General features: G+C 50.3%; 11 protein-coding genes. 6 read left to right on the top strand and 5 right to left on the bottom strand.

Features of this window, described 5'->3' with window-relative positions:
* Positions 1–130: 130 nt before the first annotated feature.
* Complete coding sequence (locus tag I3X05_RS03335) at positions 131–1420, bottom strand: NCS2 family permease (protein WP_193157694.1); 1290 nt, start codon at positions 1418–1420, stop codon at positions 131–133.
* Between the two features lie 1018 nt (positions 1421–2438).
* On the opposite strand from I3X05_RS03335, the gene I3X05_RS03330 reads away from it, so the two are divergent.
* From I3X05_RS03330 to I3X05_RS03320, 3 genes are all read left to right on the top strand, one after another.
* Positions 2439–3911, top strand: a complete 1473-nt coding sequence (locus tag I3X05_RS03330) for an aminoacyl-histidine dipeptidase (RefSeq protein ID WP_045570683.1) — start codon at positions 2439–2441, stop codon at positions 3909–3911.
* Between the two features lie 145 nt (positions 3912–4056).
* On the top strand, positions 4057–5115 hold the full coding sequence (locus tag I3X05_RS03325) for a succinylglutamate desuccinylase/aspartoacylase family protein (protein WP_045570684.1): 1059 nt from the start codon (positions 4057–4059) through the stop codon (positions 5113–5115).
* A gap of 113 nt (positions 5116–5228) precedes the next feature.
* On the top strand, positions 5229–5696 hold the full coding sequence (locus I3X05_RS03320) for a hypothetical protein (protein WP_052702555.1): 468 nt from the start codon (positions 5229–5231) through the stop codon (positions 5694–5696).
* Positions 5697–5775: 79 nt separating this feature from the next.
* On the opposite strand, the gene I3X05_RS03315 is transcribed toward I3X05_RS03320, so the two are convergent.
* Positions 5776–6093: a DUF3622 domain-containing protein gene (locus I3X05_RS03315; protein ID WP_045570685.1), complete on the bottom strand. Its 318-nt coding sequence runs from the start codon at positions 6091–6093 to the stop codon at positions 5776–5778.
* A 158-nt stretch (positions 6094–6251) separates the two neighbouring features.
* The gene (gene purL / locus I3X05_RS03310) at positions 6252–10175 is read right to left on the bottom strand and encodes a phosphoribosylformylglycinamidine synthase (protein WP_337970961.1); all 3924 of its coding nucleotides are present in this window, start codon (positions 10173–10175) and stop codon (positions 6252–6254) included.
* 295 nt (positions 10176–10470) lie between these two features.
* Here purL and mltF point away from each other — a divergent pair, with 295 nt between their 5' ends.
* Positions 10471–12057: a membrane-bound lytic murein transglycosylase MltF gene (gene mltF / locus I3X05_RS03305; RefSeq protein ID WP_337971159.1), complete on the top strand. Its 1587-nt coding sequence runs from the start codon at positions 10471–10473 to the stop codon at positions 12055–12057.
* Positions 12058–12306: 249 nt separating this feature from the next.
* A complete protein-coding gene (locus I3X05_RS03300) occupies positions 12307–12444 on the top strand; it encodes a hypothetical protein (RefSeq protein ID WP_139046343.1) in 138 nt (45 codons plus the stop codon).
* 53 nt (positions 12445–12497) lie between these two features.
* Here I3X05_RS03300 and tadA read toward each other — a convergent pair whose 3' ends face one another.
* Positions 12498–13037: a tRNA adenosine(34) deaminase TadA gene (gene tadA / locus I3X05_RS03295; protein WP_045570688.1), complete on the bottom strand. Its 540-nt coding sequence runs from the start codon at positions 13035–13037 to the stop codon at positions 12498–12500.
* Positions 13038–13063: 26 nt separating this feature from the next.
* Entirely contained in the window at positions 13064–13951 is an 888-nt protein-coding gene (locus I3X05_RS03290; RefSeq protein ID WP_337970960.1) for a LysR substrate-binding domain-containing protein, read from the bottom strand.
* Between the two features lie 154 nt (positions 13952–14105).
* On the opposite strand from I3X05_RS03290, the gene I3X05_RS03285 reads away from it, so the two are divergent.
* Positions 14106–15236, top strand: a complete 1131-nt coding sequence (locus tag I3X05_RS03285) for an S-(hydroxymethyl)glutathione dehydrogenase/class III alcohol dehydrogenase (RefSeq protein ID WP_193167475.1) — start codon at positions 14106–14108, stop codon at positions 15234–15236.
* Positions 15237–15297 lie beyond the last annotated feature (61 nt).

The raw sequence follows: 15297 nt of genomic DNA, 5'->3' as shown, positions 1-15297 counted from the left end.
ATTATTTGAAAATCTGTTGCCCCAAACGGTTTTCGGGCTCTCATCATGATGAGAGCCCGAAAAGTAATAGAATGTCTGGGTTTCGAGCTGCGCAAACGATTATTCTACCGGAACGCAACAGCAAAAGCTATTAAGCGAAAAGATACTTAACGATAAAGATCGCCGCCATCACCCACACACTCAAAGAGACATCGCGCCCTTTACCACTGAACAACTTAATGGCGGCATAAGCGATAAAGCCAAGCGAAATACCTTCCGCGATAGAGAACGTTAAGGGCATCAGCAGGCAGGTTACTACCACTGGCGCCGCTTCAGTGAGATCGCGCCAATCAATGCTCACTAGACCCGAAAGCATCAAGATTGCCACGTAGAACAGCGCTCCCGCTGTCGCATAAGCTGGGATCATGCCCGCGAGAGGAGAGAAGAACAGTGCCAACAGGAACAGCACACCCACCACGACCGCTGTCAAACCAGTACGACCGCCAGCGGCTACTCCAGAGACGCTTTCGATATACGAGGTGGTGTTTGAAGTACCTAGCAGTGCGCCAACCGAAGTTGCCGTCGAGTCCGCTAGCAGTGCTTTGTTCAGACGAGGGATCTTACCATCTTTTTCGATCAGGTCAGCTTTGGTTGCGACACCAACCAAGGTGCCGGCAGTATCAAACAGGTCAACAAAAAGGAAAGCAAACACGACCGAAATCATGCCAACTTCAAATACCGCGGAGAAATCTAGCTGTAAGAAAGTCGGAGCAATACTTGGCGGTGTTGACATCACACCAGCCCATTGCACATCGCCAAAAACCAGGCCCAATCCGGTTACCGCCAGGATAGCGATCATTACCGCACCTTTAACACCGCGATGTACTAAGGCGATAGTGAGGAAGAAACCAACAGAAGCAAGAACGGGAGCCAGAGAAGTAATATGACCGAGAGAAACCAGCGTTGCTGGGTTGTCAACAACAATACCTGCATTTTTCAGGGCAATGAAAGCCAAGAACAGCCCGATACCCGCTGAAATACCCGTTCTCAATGAAAGTGGAATGGAGTTGATGATCCACTCACGGATCTTAAAAATACTCAATAAGATGAACAGCACACCAGAGACAAACACCGCCGCCAGCGCGACTTGCCAAGTGTAGCCCATGCCTAACACCACCGCGTAGGTAAAGAAGGCATTCAGGCCCATGCCAGGTGCTTGCGCGATCGGATAGTTCGCCCACAAGCCCATAATGAAACAACCAATCGCTGCAGCAAGACAGGTTGCAACAAATACTGCTCCACGATCCATTCCTGCATCGGCAAGAATCGCTGGGTTAACAAAAATGATGTAAGCCATCGTTAAAAAGGTGGTGACACCTGCGATGATCTCAGTGCGCACATTGGTGCCATTTTCACTGAGTTTAAATAGCCTTTCGAGCATGATCGAATCCTGTAAGAGTAAAAAGTAAACGGTTGCGTAATCGATTGGCTGCCGATTATAAAGTTATCAAATAACAAATTCCAGATAGATTTTTTACTCGAATCGAGATTTCACTGGCTTCAAAGACAGAAAAAAGTAAGTCGAACGATGAAGAATGATATTTTTCTTTAGGAAACAATAAGAAAAAACAACAGGTTTAAGAACTGGTATGCAGAAAAAATCGACAATGTCATAAACTTTCAATAAATAAATCGACCGCTTTGCCGTTTTTACATTACAAAAATGCGGTCAAACCGACCAAATGCGGTCAATAAAATACATAGAGGAGAAATCGAGGTAGGACAAAATGCGGGCATAAAAAAACGCCACTCAACAAGAGTGGCGGTAGAATCATGTCAGCACTATTACTGAAAGAAAATTCCAATTTATAGGGGTGAACAAACTGTTCAGGGTCACATGCCGTTGGTTAACTGGATTATTTGTAACCAAAGCTTGTTGGGTAAGCAAAGTTACTGGTGTAAACCGAGTGGTTGGACCAAAACATTGCAGAAGCTAAACCTTTCATAACTATCACCTTTACTAAATCAATAAGACACGTTTGATTTCTCGGTTCCTTGGAGGCGATAAAACGGACTCATCCTTTGAGCATTTCTTTCTTCGCTTAAGAAGTTGGTTATAAATATACCACAAAGAAATTTTATTACAAGTTTTTTAGTGACTTTTATCACATAAATTTCTTTTATTGACTAGCATCAATCTTTTAACGAAATTAAATTACAAAAATATCATTCGGAACTTTGCATAAAGAAAGGAAGCCGCGAAACGTACACAAATAAGCAAGTGAACGTTCACAGAATGTGACACTCTCGTTGTAAGCGCATCGTCAACGCAACTACTCGCCATACTCTGCTAGTGGTATGCTTACTGCTGATTTATTATCAGCAGACTCGGCATTTATGCGCAGAAATCGGTCTGCTGCAGTACGCCATCTGGCAAATAATATGTAAAGGAGTCATCCGTGTCTGAATTCCATTCTGAAATCAGTAGTCTGTCCCCCGCTCCCCTTTGGCAGTTTTTCGACAAAATTTGTTCTATCCCTCATCCATCTAAACATGAAGAAGCGCTCGCGCAGTACATAGTGACTTGGGCAACGGAGCAAGGGTTAGAGGTTCACCGTGATCCAACGGGCAACGTATTTATTAAGAAACCAGCCACCGCGGGTATGGAAAACAAAAAAGGTGTTGTGCTACAAGCGCACATCGATATGGTTCCACAGAAGAATGAAGACACCGATCATGACTTTACCCGCGATCCTATCCAGCCATACATCGATGGTGAATGGATAACCGCAAAAGGCACCACGCTTGGCGCAGATAACGGCATCGGCATGGCCTCTTGCCTTGCTGTACTGGCATCAAGCGAGATCAAACACGGCCCACTTGAAGTGCTGCTGACCATTGATGAAGAAGCGGGCATGACTGGCGCATTTGGCCTTGAAGCAGGTTGGTTGGAAGGTGAGATTCTCCTCAACACCGACTCAGAGCAAGAAGGCGAAGTCTACATGGGCTGTGCGGGTGGCATTAATGCAGAGCTGTTTTTTGATATCCAACGTGAAGCGTTACCACAAGGTTATGTCGCCCGCCAGCTGATTCTTAAAGGGCTCAAAGGCGGCCACTCAGGCTGTGATATTCACACAGGTCGTGGCAACGCAAACAAACTGATGGCGCGCTTTTTAGCAGGCCATGCCAATGAACTCGACATGCGTCTGATTGAGTTCCGTGGTGGTAGCTTGAGAAATGCCATCCCTCGCGAGGCCTTTGTCACCGTTGCGCTGCCTGAGGAAAACCTCAGCAAACTGGCAAAACTGTTTGAGTTTTACACTGAGCTGCTCAAATCTGAGCTCGGTAAAGTGGAAACCAATTTGGTGACCTTTAATCAAGAAGCATCCAGCGACGCACAAGTCTTGGTGATGGCCGATCAACAGCGTTTGATTGCCGCGCTCAACGCTTGTCCAAATGGCGTAATGCGCATGAGTGATGAGATTGAAGGTGTGGTTGAAACATCGCTCAATGTCGGTGTGATCAAAACCGAAGAGAATAAAGTAAGCGTATTGTGTCTGGTTCGTTCGCTGATCGATTCAGGCCGTACTCAAGTGGAAAGCATGCTGAAATCAGTCGCAGAGCTTGCCGGAGCACGTATTGAACTTTCTGGCGCTTACCCAGGTTGGAAGCCAGACGCCGATTCTGAAATCATGGCGATTTTCCGCGACATGTACCAAGGCATTTACGGCCACAAACCGAATATTATGGTGATCCACGCAGGTCTGGAATGTGGTCTGTTTAAAAAACCTTATCCTCAAATGGACATGGTTTCTTTCGGTCCAACGATTAAGTTCCCTCATTCACCTGATGAGAAAGTGAAGATTGACACCGTCCAACTTTACTGGGATCAAATGGTTGCGCTATTGGAAGCTATTCCAGAAAAAGCGTAAGACAACTTGCTAGCAACTTTCTTAGGGCTCCTGTGGGAGCCCTCTTTATTTCATCAACGCTTTTTGTCGTACCCGCAATAAGACAGAATGGTGTATAACTTTGCCAGTTGATAAAGTCGCAATGATAGTAAAGGCAGGAAGTACTATGGTTCGCAATAAGAAAAATAAGATATTTGAGATTTTGGGGCACAAGATCAAACCGGGGCAGAGAGAAGAGATCGAGTTAGATGCCGCTCAGCTCTACACGCACTCACCACTGTCAATTCCAATTGAAGTGATCAACGGCCGCTATGCGGGACCGGTTATCATGGTCAACGCAGCCATTCACGGCGACGAACTCAATGGTGTGGAAATTGTTCGCCAGTTAATCAATAGTTTAGATCCACAAAAAATCCGTGGCACAGTGATTGCCGTGCCGATCGTCAACGTTTTTGGTTTCATTCACAAATCACGCTATTTGCCAGACAGACGCGATCTTAATCGCTGTTTTCCGGGCAGTGAGAAAGGGGCGCTGGCATCACGCATGGCTCATACATTTTTCAACAATGTAGCGCTAAGAGCGGACTACATTATCGATCTGCACACAGGTGCGATTCACCGCACCAACCTGCCGCAGATCCGCGCCAATCTCAGCAACCCCGAGACACTGAAGATCGCCAAAGTTTTTGCGGCCCCAGTGATCGTCGATTCTGCTCTGCGCGATGGCTCCCTTCGCTCGGAAGCAGAAAAGTGTCAAATTCCGGTTTTAACCTATGAAGCGGGTGAAGCGCTACGTTTTGATCCGCTTTCTATCAGCGCCGGTGTTCATGGTGTCAAACGGGTGATGCAGTCCATTGGCATGCTGCGCGCCAGCCGTAAACGCTTCCCTGATCCGGTGATTGCCAAATCAACCAGTTGGGTACGCGCTTCGGGCAACGGCATTCTGCGCACTGTGGTCAATCTCGGTGCCAAGGTAGAGAAAGGAGAAACACTTGCCTACATCAGCTCTCCCCTTGGTCATGATGAAGTTGAACTGCTAGCACCTAAAGGTGGGATTGTGATTGGCCAACAAACGCTACCTCTGGTGAATGAAGGCGATGCTATCTTCCATATTGCCTACTTCCGTCAAGACGATGACTCAGTAGAACAAGTGGTTGAAAGCTATATTGAAGAGTTGGTCGACGCCGACGCCGACACTATTACCACTGGGCAGATCCCGTTATAAACTCGCCCCGGTTTTTACTGGGGCCATACAAATCGATACAGAGCCATAATTGAACAACGTTTAATTCGTTTTTATTATGTTTGGCTGTTATTTCCTGTGTCGATTCTGATTCAATGCTACCCAAACGTTTTCATCTCTCGCTCAGCGCTATGCTGCTGAGCCCCTCTCTTTTCGCACACTCTGCTGGAGAGCCAAGTGGCGAAATAGCCCAGTACCTACAAGAACAGTTCACCGTTCAACGACTAAAGAACGATACTGACCTTTTAGGTCAAACAGCGCCAACAGACTTAGATCTGGATGCGCGCCCCGCTCAGGTTGAATGGCAAATCGACAGCGTACAAAACCGACCCAAGTGCATTTTGACACAAAAAGAAAACGCCACTTCTCACGTAGATTTCGATTACGGTGAAGCCAACGATCTGTCGGATGGCTTACAACACATTGATCTACCAAAGAAAAAGAGCCGACAGGTTTATCAGCAATCGCTTGTACCATCAGGTAAATGGGGTAATCAACCGCCGTATGTCGTAAAAAACGACGCCTCACTCAGCCTGTCGATTTCCTCCGATTGCTTCGAATAAAACGGCAACGCCAAAAGATGAAAAGAAAAAAGCCCTGACTGCGAATCAGGGCTTTTCTGTTTGGTCAGAGAGCGTTAGCTTACGCTTCGTCGTCTTCTTCATCATCCATTTCGGCGTCACGTGTGCGGCGTAATTCAGCTTTACGAATTTTCGCGCTTAGCGCTTCCGCTTCACGTTCCTTACGCATTTGGCCTTTGCGCTCGTTACGAACAACTTGGTTTTGCACAAACTCAGCCAGCTCTTTTTCCGCCCAAGCTTGAGCCAGCGCTTCACTTTCAAAACCCATTTGGCGCTTGGAGACAACTGTCTTACGAGATGTCACTTGACGAGTGATCTCTGCCGCCCAACCTTCACGTTTTTCAGTTACGCGGATAGCAAATTTTTTGTTTTTCGACATTTGAAAGTTTCCTAAGGGAGTATTAAGGGATCAACGCCATCCCTTGGCAAGCGCGGTATTAGAGCACAAATAAAAGAGGTTGGCTATCCATCACTGGATAAAAAAACCGCCAGAGCAAAGCCCTAGCGGTTGAAGAGATAAGGTACTGTTACTGGCGATTAACCGAGATTCTTACGCGCGTTTTGGAACATACGCATCCAGGCACCATTTTCACCCCAGTTATCTGGGTGCCATGAGTTCGCCACAGTGCGGAAGACACGCTCTGGGTGCGGCATCATGATGGTGACACGGCCGTCTTTGGTTATCAGACCGGTAATCGCATTTGGCGAGCCGTTCGGGTTGTTCGGGTATTGCTGCGTCGGCTGACCGAAGTTATCCACGAAACGGACTGCAACCGTACCAGATTGTTCAATCGCATTGAGGTGCGCTTCATCGCGAACTTCCACGCGACCTTCACCGTGAGAGACCGCAATCGGCATACGAGAGCCCGCCATGCCATCGAAGAACACAGAATCTGACTTCTGCACTTCAACCAGGCTAAAGCGCGCTTCAAAACGCTCCGATTCGTTGCGCACGAAACGTGGCCACAAGTCTGCACCCGGGATCAGTTCTTTCAGGTTAGACAGCATTTGACAACCGTTACACACACCTAGCGAGAACGTGTCCTGACGGTTGAAGAACTGCTCGAACTGTTCGCGAGCCTGCGCATTGAACAGCACCGATTTCGCCCAACCTTCACCCGCGCCCAGCACGTCACCGTAGGAGAAGCCACCACACGCGACCAGACCTTGGTACTCATCCAGCACCGCTTGACCGGTCAGAATGTCGCTCATGTGAATGTCGACTGCGTCAAAACCCGCACGGTCAAACGCAGCCGCCATTTCAACGTGTGAGTTCACGCCCTGCTCACGCAGAATCGCCATCTTAGGCTTCGCGCCGGTATTGATCATCGAAGCTGCAATGTAAGGTGCCGCAACATCTTGGTTGACATCAAAGCTCAGTGACACATTCAGACCTGGGTCTGAGTTGTCTTTTTTCGCCGCAAATTCTTGATCGGCACACGCTGGGTTGTCGCGCATCGCTTGCATCTTGTGCGTGGTCTCGGCCCAGATGGTACGCAGTTCAGTGCGTGAGCGCTCAAGCAGAATCTCATCACCTGAGGTGATAACGAAATTGTCTGACGCTTCTACCTGACCAATCAGATGTGAACAATCCGCCAGACCATGAGCCGCCAGCGTGGCCATTACCACATTCAGTTCATCGTTCTTAACCTGAATCACCGCACCCAACTCTTCGTTGAACAGCGCCGCCAGCACGTCGTCACCCAGCGTTTCAATGTTAGCTTTCACACCACAGTGACCCGCGAACGCCATTTCAGCCAGGGTGACAAACAGACCACCGTCGCCTTTATCGTGGTAAGCCACGAGTTTGTCGCTGCGAACCAACGTTTGTATCGCATCGAAGAAGCCTTTCAGTTGATCGGCGTTGTCCACATCCGCTGGCTTGTCACCCAACTGCTTGTACACTTGCGCCAGTGCCGTCGCGCCGAGACGATTCTGACCGTTACCCAGATCCACCAGCAGCAAAGACGTTTCACCCAGTCTTTCCATGGTAGCAGGCGTACGCAGTTGTGGTGTGATGGTCTTACGCACATCTTCCACACGCGCAAACGCTGTGATGACGAGCGACAGCGGCGAGGTCACTTCTTTGTTTTCGCCGTTCTCGTTCCACTTGGTCTTCATCGACATCGAGTCTTTACCAACAGGAATGGTCAGGCCCAGCGCCGGACACAGCTCTTCACCCACAGCTTTCACCGCTTCGTACAGACCCGCATCTTCACCCGGGTGACCGGCTGGAGACATCCAGTTCGCTGACAGTTTGATGTGTTTGATATCGCCGATATCCGTCGCCGCGATGTTGGTCAGAGACTCACCCACCGCCAGACGCGCCGATGCGCCGAAGTCAAGCAGAGCGACAGGAGTGCGCTCACCCATCGACATCGCTTCACCGTGGTAAGTGTCGTAGCTTGCTGCCGTTACCGCGCAGTTGGCCACTGGCACCTGCCAAGGACCAACCATCTGGTCACGAGCCACCAGACCCGTCACGGTGCGGTCACCGATGGTGATCAGGAAGGTTTTCTCAGCCACAGCCGGCAGACGCAGCACGCGATCCACCGCTTCATTGAGTTCGATACCGCTGCGGTCAATCGCCGGGCTGGTCACTTTCAGCGTGGTCGCTTCACGGTGCATTTTCGGCGGCTTGCCAAGCAGAATGTCCATCGGCATATCGATTGGCATGTTATCGAAGTGGCTGTCTTCCAGAGTCAGATGACGCTCTTCCGTCGCCACGCCCACCACTGCATAAGGTGCGCGCTCACGCTTACAGATGGCATCAAACATCTCCATGTTCTCCGGCGCAACCGCCAGCACATAACGCTCTTGCGATTCGTTACACCAGATTTCCAGCGGGCTCATGCCCGGTTCATCGTTTGGCACGTCACGCAGTTGGAATTTACCGCCACGATCGCCGTCGTTAACTAGCTCAGGCAGTGCGTTCGAGATACCACCCGCGCCCACATCGTGGATAAACGCGATTGGGTTCGCATCGCCCAGTTGCCAGCAGCGGTCGATCACTTCCTGACAACGACGTTCCATCTCTGGGTTTTCACGTTGTACTGAAGCAAAATCCAAATCTTCTGCCGACTGACCCGACGCCATGGAAGACGCCGCACCGCCGCCCAGGCCGATGTTCATCGCCGGACCGCCCAGCACGATCAGTTTCGCGCCAACCGGGATTTCTTTTTTCTGTACGTGTTCGTCACGAATGTTACCCATACCGCCAGCAATCATGATTGGCTTGTGGTAACCACGGATCTCTTCACCCGCGTGTGAGGTGACTTTCTCTTCATAAGTACGGAAGTAACCCAGCAGGTTTGGACGACCAAATTCGTTGTTGAATGCCGCGCCGCCCAGAGGACCTTCAATCATGATATCCAGCGCGCTGACGATGCGGCTTGGTTTACCAAAATCACTTTCCCAAGGCTGAACGAAGTTAGGGATGCGCAGGTTAGATACCGTAAAGCCCACCAGACCCGCTTTTGGCTTACCGCCGATACCCGTTGCGCCTTCATCACGAATTTCACCGCCGCTACCTGTTGACGCACCTGGCCAAGGCGAAATCGCCGTTGGGTGGTTGTGCGTTTCCACTTTCATCAGAATGTGGGCATCTTCGTGGTGGTAAGTGTATTGACGCGAGTCCGGATCAGGGAAGAAACGGCCGACTTTCGAACCGGTCATCACCGCTGCGTTATCTTTGTAAGCAGACAGCACGTGATCCGGCGTGGTTTCGAAGGTGTTCTTGATCATCTTGAACAGCGATTTGTCCTGATCAACACCGTCGATCGTCCAATCCGCATTGAAAATTTTGTGTCGGCAGTGCTCAGAGTTTGCCTGAGCAAACATCATCAGCTCGATGTCATTCGGGTTACGATCCAGCTTGATGAAGTTCTCCACCAAGTAATCAATTTCATCTTCCGCCAGAGCTAGACCAAGGGAAACGTTGGCTTCTTCTAGCGCAACACGACCACCAGAGAGGATATCCACCTGAGTCATTGGCGCGGGTTCTGCCACACTGAATAGCGCTTGTGCCGCGTCGAGTTCCGTGAACACCACTTCCATCATGCGATCGTGAAGCAAGGCTTTCAGAGTGGTTACCTGCGCGTCAGTCAGCGCCGTTTCGCTCTCAACGTAGTATGCCGTGCCGCGTTCCAGACGTTTGATCGACGCCAGGCCACAGTTGTGCGCAATGTCGGTTGCTTTAGAAGACCAAGGAGAAATAGTGCCCGGACGAGGCGTCACCAGCAGGAGTAAACCCTGTGGCTCGTGTTCTTGAATGGTTGGACCGTAAGTCAGCAGCTTCTCTAACTTTTCCAGTTCCTGAGCATCTAACTCGGTTTTGAGGTCGGCAAAGTGCATGAACTCAGCGTAAATACCGCTCACAGGCAGGGCTTGTTCACGACAAAGTTCCAGTAGTTTGTTAACACGAAACTCAGAAAGAGCTGGGGAGCCACGCAAAATTCTCATGTGCTTAGGTCTCTTATGCAATTGATTAAGGTGATATTGGAATAAATTCAAAAGCTTAATGAAAAACTTGCGAACTTATGCCGATTCCACCTCTCCTTTGCGGGCGCATTATAAAGGATTTGTTTTTGTGATGTAACAGCAAAAGCAACCGTTTGCGTCATTTTTTTTGTCAAACTGGCAATACAGGCAAAATGTTCTGTCGCTTGAACATCGGCGATGAGAAATCAGGCTTTTACTTTGCCAGTGCTGCGAGCTTTGATATAAAGGGACCAATTGCTTCTTGAGAATATCGTTAATGCGCTTGATCCCGTTAGCCAGAATCCGCCACTATCTTCTACTCTCGGCCGCCGTGCTGATACTCTCTGCCTGTCAGATAGAGTCAAAACCCGCCAGCGAGCTGGATCAGATCAAACAACGTGGCGTACTGCGCGTGGGAACGCTCAATAACCAGCTCTCTTACTACATCGGCCCCGATGGTCAAGCCGGTTTAGATTATGAACTGGCCCGTCAATTTGCTGATCAACTCGGCGTGCGTTTGGAAATCAAACCCGCTTACCGCCAAGCCGAGCTATTTCCTATGCTCAAGCGTGGTGATATTGACCTGATCGCGACCGGATTGAGCCAAAGCAAAAATGCCGTTAACCAGTTTCGCCCGGGACCTGCGTATTACTACGTCAGCCAACAAGTGGTGTACAAGAATGGCGATTTACGCCCGCGCAATCTTGAGCAGCTCATTAGCTACCAATCAGAAAAACAACAGAACACCAGCAGCGAAGCGCAAGACGATGACAGCATCAATGACGCCGCTGCCGCTACGTTACAAGTGGTTAAACAATCTCAGTACGCTCCCACGCTCAGAAGATTGCAGAAGGATTACCCCGAGCTTGCCTTCCAAGTGATCTCCAACGCTGACACCAACGATCTGCTGAAAAAGGTTTCGCAAGGTGAACTGCGTTTTACCGTGACCGATTCGGTTGAGCTCTCTCTTGCCCAGCGTTTGTATCCAGACCTTGCTCTGGCTTTTGAGCTGACGGAAGATCAGCCCGTCTCTTGGTTTGTGCGCCGCTCGCCAGATGAGTCGCTGTACGCCATGTTGATCGAGTTCTTTGGCGATGTGAACCAATCGGGGGAGCTGGCGCGTCTGGAAGAAAAGTACATCGGCCACATCGGCTCCTTTGATTATGTCGACACGCGTGCCTTTATTCGTGCGCTCGACAGCCGCTTACCGAAATGGGCACCGCTGTTTGAGCAATATTCGGCGGAATTTGACTGGCGTTTGATCGCTGCATTGGCCTATCAAGAGTCCCATTGGAACCCGCTGGCTAAATCACCAACGGGTGTGCGCGGCATGATGATGTTGACCCTACCTACGGCGAAAAGCGTTGGGGTGAGAAATCGCCTCGATCCGGAACAATCGATCAAAGGCGGTGTTGAGTATCTGCGTCGTATTGTCTCGCGAGTGCCAGAGTCGATTCCCCAGCATGAGAAAATTTGGTTTGCCTTGGCTTCTTACAATGTTGGCTTTGGTCACATGATGGACGCGCGCCGTTTGACTAAAAAACAGGGCGCTAACCCCGACTCTTGGGGCGATGTCAAAGAGAGATTGCCACTGCTAAGGCAGAAGAAATATTTTAGCCAAACCCGCTACGGCTTTGCCCGTGGTGATGAGGCAAGAAATTACGTGGAAAACATTCGCCGCTACTATCAGTCGATCATCGGTCATGTGGGACAACGCTCTTATTTACCAGCCAATGATGACGGGGAAATATTGGTTATTCCACCGCTTGAAGGCGAAGAGCTACTCACCCCCGATGAGATATCGGATGTTGCAGCAGAGACGTCGGATGAGGCAGAGATCTCATCTGTCTCGGCAGAAAAGTAGTTTCTGCCGAGGATTTTTCTCTCGGTGGATTGATTTTTGGGGAAGGATTTCTCTAAAATCGCCCATTCGCTATTTACTGGCGCGTTGTCACTGAACGCGCCTTGTAGCCAGTAGAGACGGCTTTTGCGCCCGCTGCGCTTGAGTTCTCAGTCAACCATTCCCATTAACCTAAGTGCTTCGTTTCTTCACTCCCAGTGATGGGAACAAGCAGAGCTGATGGGGATTTTTTGTCGTAAGCAGGAGGTCGTGATGTTGAAACGTCGTGTCCAATCAAAACGCCTGAATAAAACCGTTGCCGCTAACCGCCGCAAACGTAAATTAGCCAACACTAAAAGAAAAATCAGCGAACGTAACCGAATTTACGTTCATCTCGTTAATCACGCGTAATTTTGTGCAAACATCTACACAGTGAGATGTTTGCCCGCTTTTCTCTCTTCTCACTAGTGAGCCACGCCATTATCTTGCCCAGCATCGCGCTTTGCCGCGTCTTTCTGCGCTTTGATCTCTTTGCGCCGACGTTGGAAAAACGCCTGCAGTTGCTGGCGGCATTCCTCTTCCAACAACCCCTTTTCCACCGTGGCATAGTGATACGCAGCCTGACTGCTGAACAGATCCATCACCGTACCTGCCGCACCGGCTTTGAGATCCGGCGCACCATAAACGATGCGTTTAACTCGGCTGTGCAGCAAGGCGCCCGCACACATCGGACACGGTTCAAGCGTCACATACAAGGTAGTATCGAGCAGACGATAGTTATGCAGCGCCGCGCCCGCTTTGCGCAGTACCTGAATTTCGGCGTGCGCAGTGGCATCGCAGGCACCTATGGAACGGTTCCATCCTTCCGCAATGATCTCGCCATCTTTGACCAGCAACGCACCGACGGGCACTTCACCTTCCGCTTCAGCCTGCTGGGCAAGTTCCATCGCTCGGCGCATGAAATGTTCATCTTCAGGGGTAAAAGTGGCGGTTGTATCTGTCATGGAAACCTCATCTGTTGGGGGCGCAATTATAGCGACATCGCTGGTGCAGATAAATGCTGCGCCAGATAATCCACCAGCAAACGTACTTTCGACGATAAATGGCGGTTTTGCGGATAAAGCGCCCAGACCCCTTCCCGGTCATCACGATAGTTTGGCAGCACTTCGACCAAACGGCCCGCAAGCAGGTGTTCATCGACGTAATAATCCGGCAGTTGCGCCAGCCCCATACCTTTGAGCACCGCATCCAGCAATACGACGCCGCTGCTGCAACTGAGGCGTCCTTTGACACGAATCGAGCGCGACTGCTGATTTTCTTTGAAACGCCAGTGATCGTATGTTCCGACCAGACAACTGTGTTTAGTCAGTTCAGACAGAGTGTGCGGCGTGCCACATTGGGCAAGATAGTCCGGCGTCGCACAGACATACAAATGGCGGTTGCTCAGACGACGGGCAATAAAGCTGGAATCGTCCAACTGACCAAGACGCACCGCAACATCCACGCCCTGCTCAATCAAATCCAGTTTCTGGTTTGTCAGGACTAATTCCAACTCCAGCTTCGGATGCTGCAGCAAGAAATCGCTCAGCAAAGGCGCAATTTTCTGTTCGCCGTAGGTAACAGGCGCCGTCACTTTCAGTTTACCTCTCGGCGTTTGTTGCATCTGAGTCACAGTCAGCTCAGCCTGCTCCAGCCCCTCCAACAATGCACGGCATTGCTGGTAATAGACCTGACCGGCTTCGGTGAGCGAGACTTTGCGCGTCGTGCGCAGCAGCAACTTGACCCCCAGCCGCTCTTCCAGCAACGCAATCCTTCGGCTGACATTCGCCACCGAGGTCACCAAGCGTTTTGCTGCCTGAGTAAAACTGCCTGTCTCTGCGACGGCAACAAATTCACTGACCCCTTCCCAACTCGCCATTTCACCTTATCCGTTGTTTATTATTACAATACCGTAAAAGTTATTCTCATTTTGACCCAATTATACCGCCAAATGAAAGGACTATACTGACAATCTTGGCTGGGCGTTTAGCCGCGCCCCCACTCGATTGCAATGTATGAAAAGGAATCACTCCATGTCTCAAGACAAATTCATTAAATCTCGCGCCGCGGTTGCCTGGGGCCCAAATCAGCCACTGAAGATGGAAGAAGTGGACGTTATGCTGCCACGTAAAGGCGAAGTGCTGGTGCGCATCGTCGCTTCGGGCGTTTGCCACACGGACGCGTTTACCCTGTCTGGTGATGATCCTGAAGGCGTATTCCCGGCGATCCTCGGCCATGAAGGCGGTGGTATCGTTGAAATGGTTGGTGAAGGCGTCACCAGCGTGGAAGTGGGCGATCACGTCATTCCACTCTACACGGCCGAATGTGGCGAATGTAAGTTCTGTAAATCAGGCAAAACCAACCTGTGTAGCGCTGTGCGTGCCACTCAGGGCAAAGGCTTGATGCCAGACGGCACGACGCGTTTCTACAAAGATGGCGAACCCATTTTCCACTACATGGGCTGTTCAACCTTCTCTGAATACACCGTGCTGCCAGAAATTTCGTTAGCGAAAGTCAACAAAGAAGCACCATTGGAAGAGATCTGTCTACTGGGTTGTGGCGTGACCACGGGTATGGGCGCAGTCATGAACACCGCTAAAGTGAAAAAAGGCGACACCGTTGCCATCTTTGGTCTGGGTGGTATCGGCTTGTCCGCGATCATCGGTGCTCGTATGGTTGGCGCGAGCCGCATTATTGGTATCGATATCAATGAGAAAAAATTCGAACTGGCGAAACAACTGGGTGCGACCGACTGCATCAACCCACAGAAATTCGACAAACCGATTCAGGACATCATCATCGAGATGACCGACGGCGGCGTCGACTTCTCGTTTGAATGTATCGGCAACGTGAACGTAATGCGTCAGGCGCTGGAATGCTGCCACAAAGGTTGGGGCGAATCCGTCATCATTGGTGTTGCAGGCGCAGGTCAGGAAATCTCTACCCGCCCATTCCAACTGGTAACTGGCCGAGTATGGCGCGGCAGCGCATTTGGCGGCGTGAAAGGCCGTTCACAACTGCCGGGCATTGTTGAGCAATATCTGGCGGGGGAATTTGGTCTGCAGGAGTTCATTACTCACACCATGCCACTCGACGAGATCAACCAAGCGTTTGAGCTGATGCATTCGGGTGAAAGCATTCGCTCGGTGATCCATTTCAAATAATCACCCCCCTCAGCAATGACGGGTGACGCTGACCGGATAATAGAATGTTGCCGCCAGCAAA

Source organism: Vibrio navarrensis (assembly GCF_015767675.1).
Taxonomy (GTDB): domain Bacteria; phylum Pseudomonadota; class Gammaproteobacteria; order Enterobacterales; family Vibrionaceae; genus Vibrio.
This window is presented reverse-complemented; position numbering and strand designations above follow the sequence as displayed.

Coding starts and splice junctions, on each gene's coding strand:
- I3X05_RS03320 (WP_052702555.1), top strand. CDS start 5,229: ATGCTACCCAAACGTTTTCATCTCTCGCTCAGCGCTATGCTGCTGAGC.
- I3X05_RS03300 (WP_139046343.1), top strand. CDS start 12,307: ATGTTGAAACGTCGTGTCCAATCAAAACGCCTGAATAAAACCGTTGCC.
- I3X05_RS03290 (WP_337970960.1), bottom strand. CDS start 13,951: ATGGCGAGTTGGGAAGGGGTCAGTGAATTTGTTGCCGTCGCAGAGACA.
- I3X05_RS03335 (WP_193157694.1), bottom strand. CDS start 1,420: ATGCTCGAAAGGCTATTTAAACTCAGTGAAAATGGCACCAATGTGCGC.
- tadA (WP_045570688.1), bottom strand. CDS start 13,037: ATGACAGATACAACCGCCACTTTTACCCCTGAAGATGAACATTTCATG.
- I3X05_RS03315 (WP_045570685.1), bottom strand. CDS start 6,093: ATGTCGAAAAACAAAAAATTTGCTATCCGCGTAACTGAAAAACGTGAA.
- I3X05_RS03285 (WP_193167475.1), top strand. CDS start 14,106: ATGTCTCAAGACAAATTCATTAAATCTCGCGCCGCGGTTGCCTGGGGC.
- mltF (WP_337971159.1), top strand. CDS start 10,471: ATGCGCTTGATCCCGTTAGCCAGAATCCGCCACTATCTTCTACTCTCG.
- I3X05_RS03325 (WP_045570684.1), top strand. CDS start 4,057: ATGGTTCGCAATAAGAAAAATAAGATATTTGAGATTTTGGGGCACAAG.
- purL (WP_337970961.1), bottom strand. CDS start 10,175: ATGAGAATTTTGCGTGGCTCCCCAGCTCTTTCTGAGTTTCGTGTTAAC.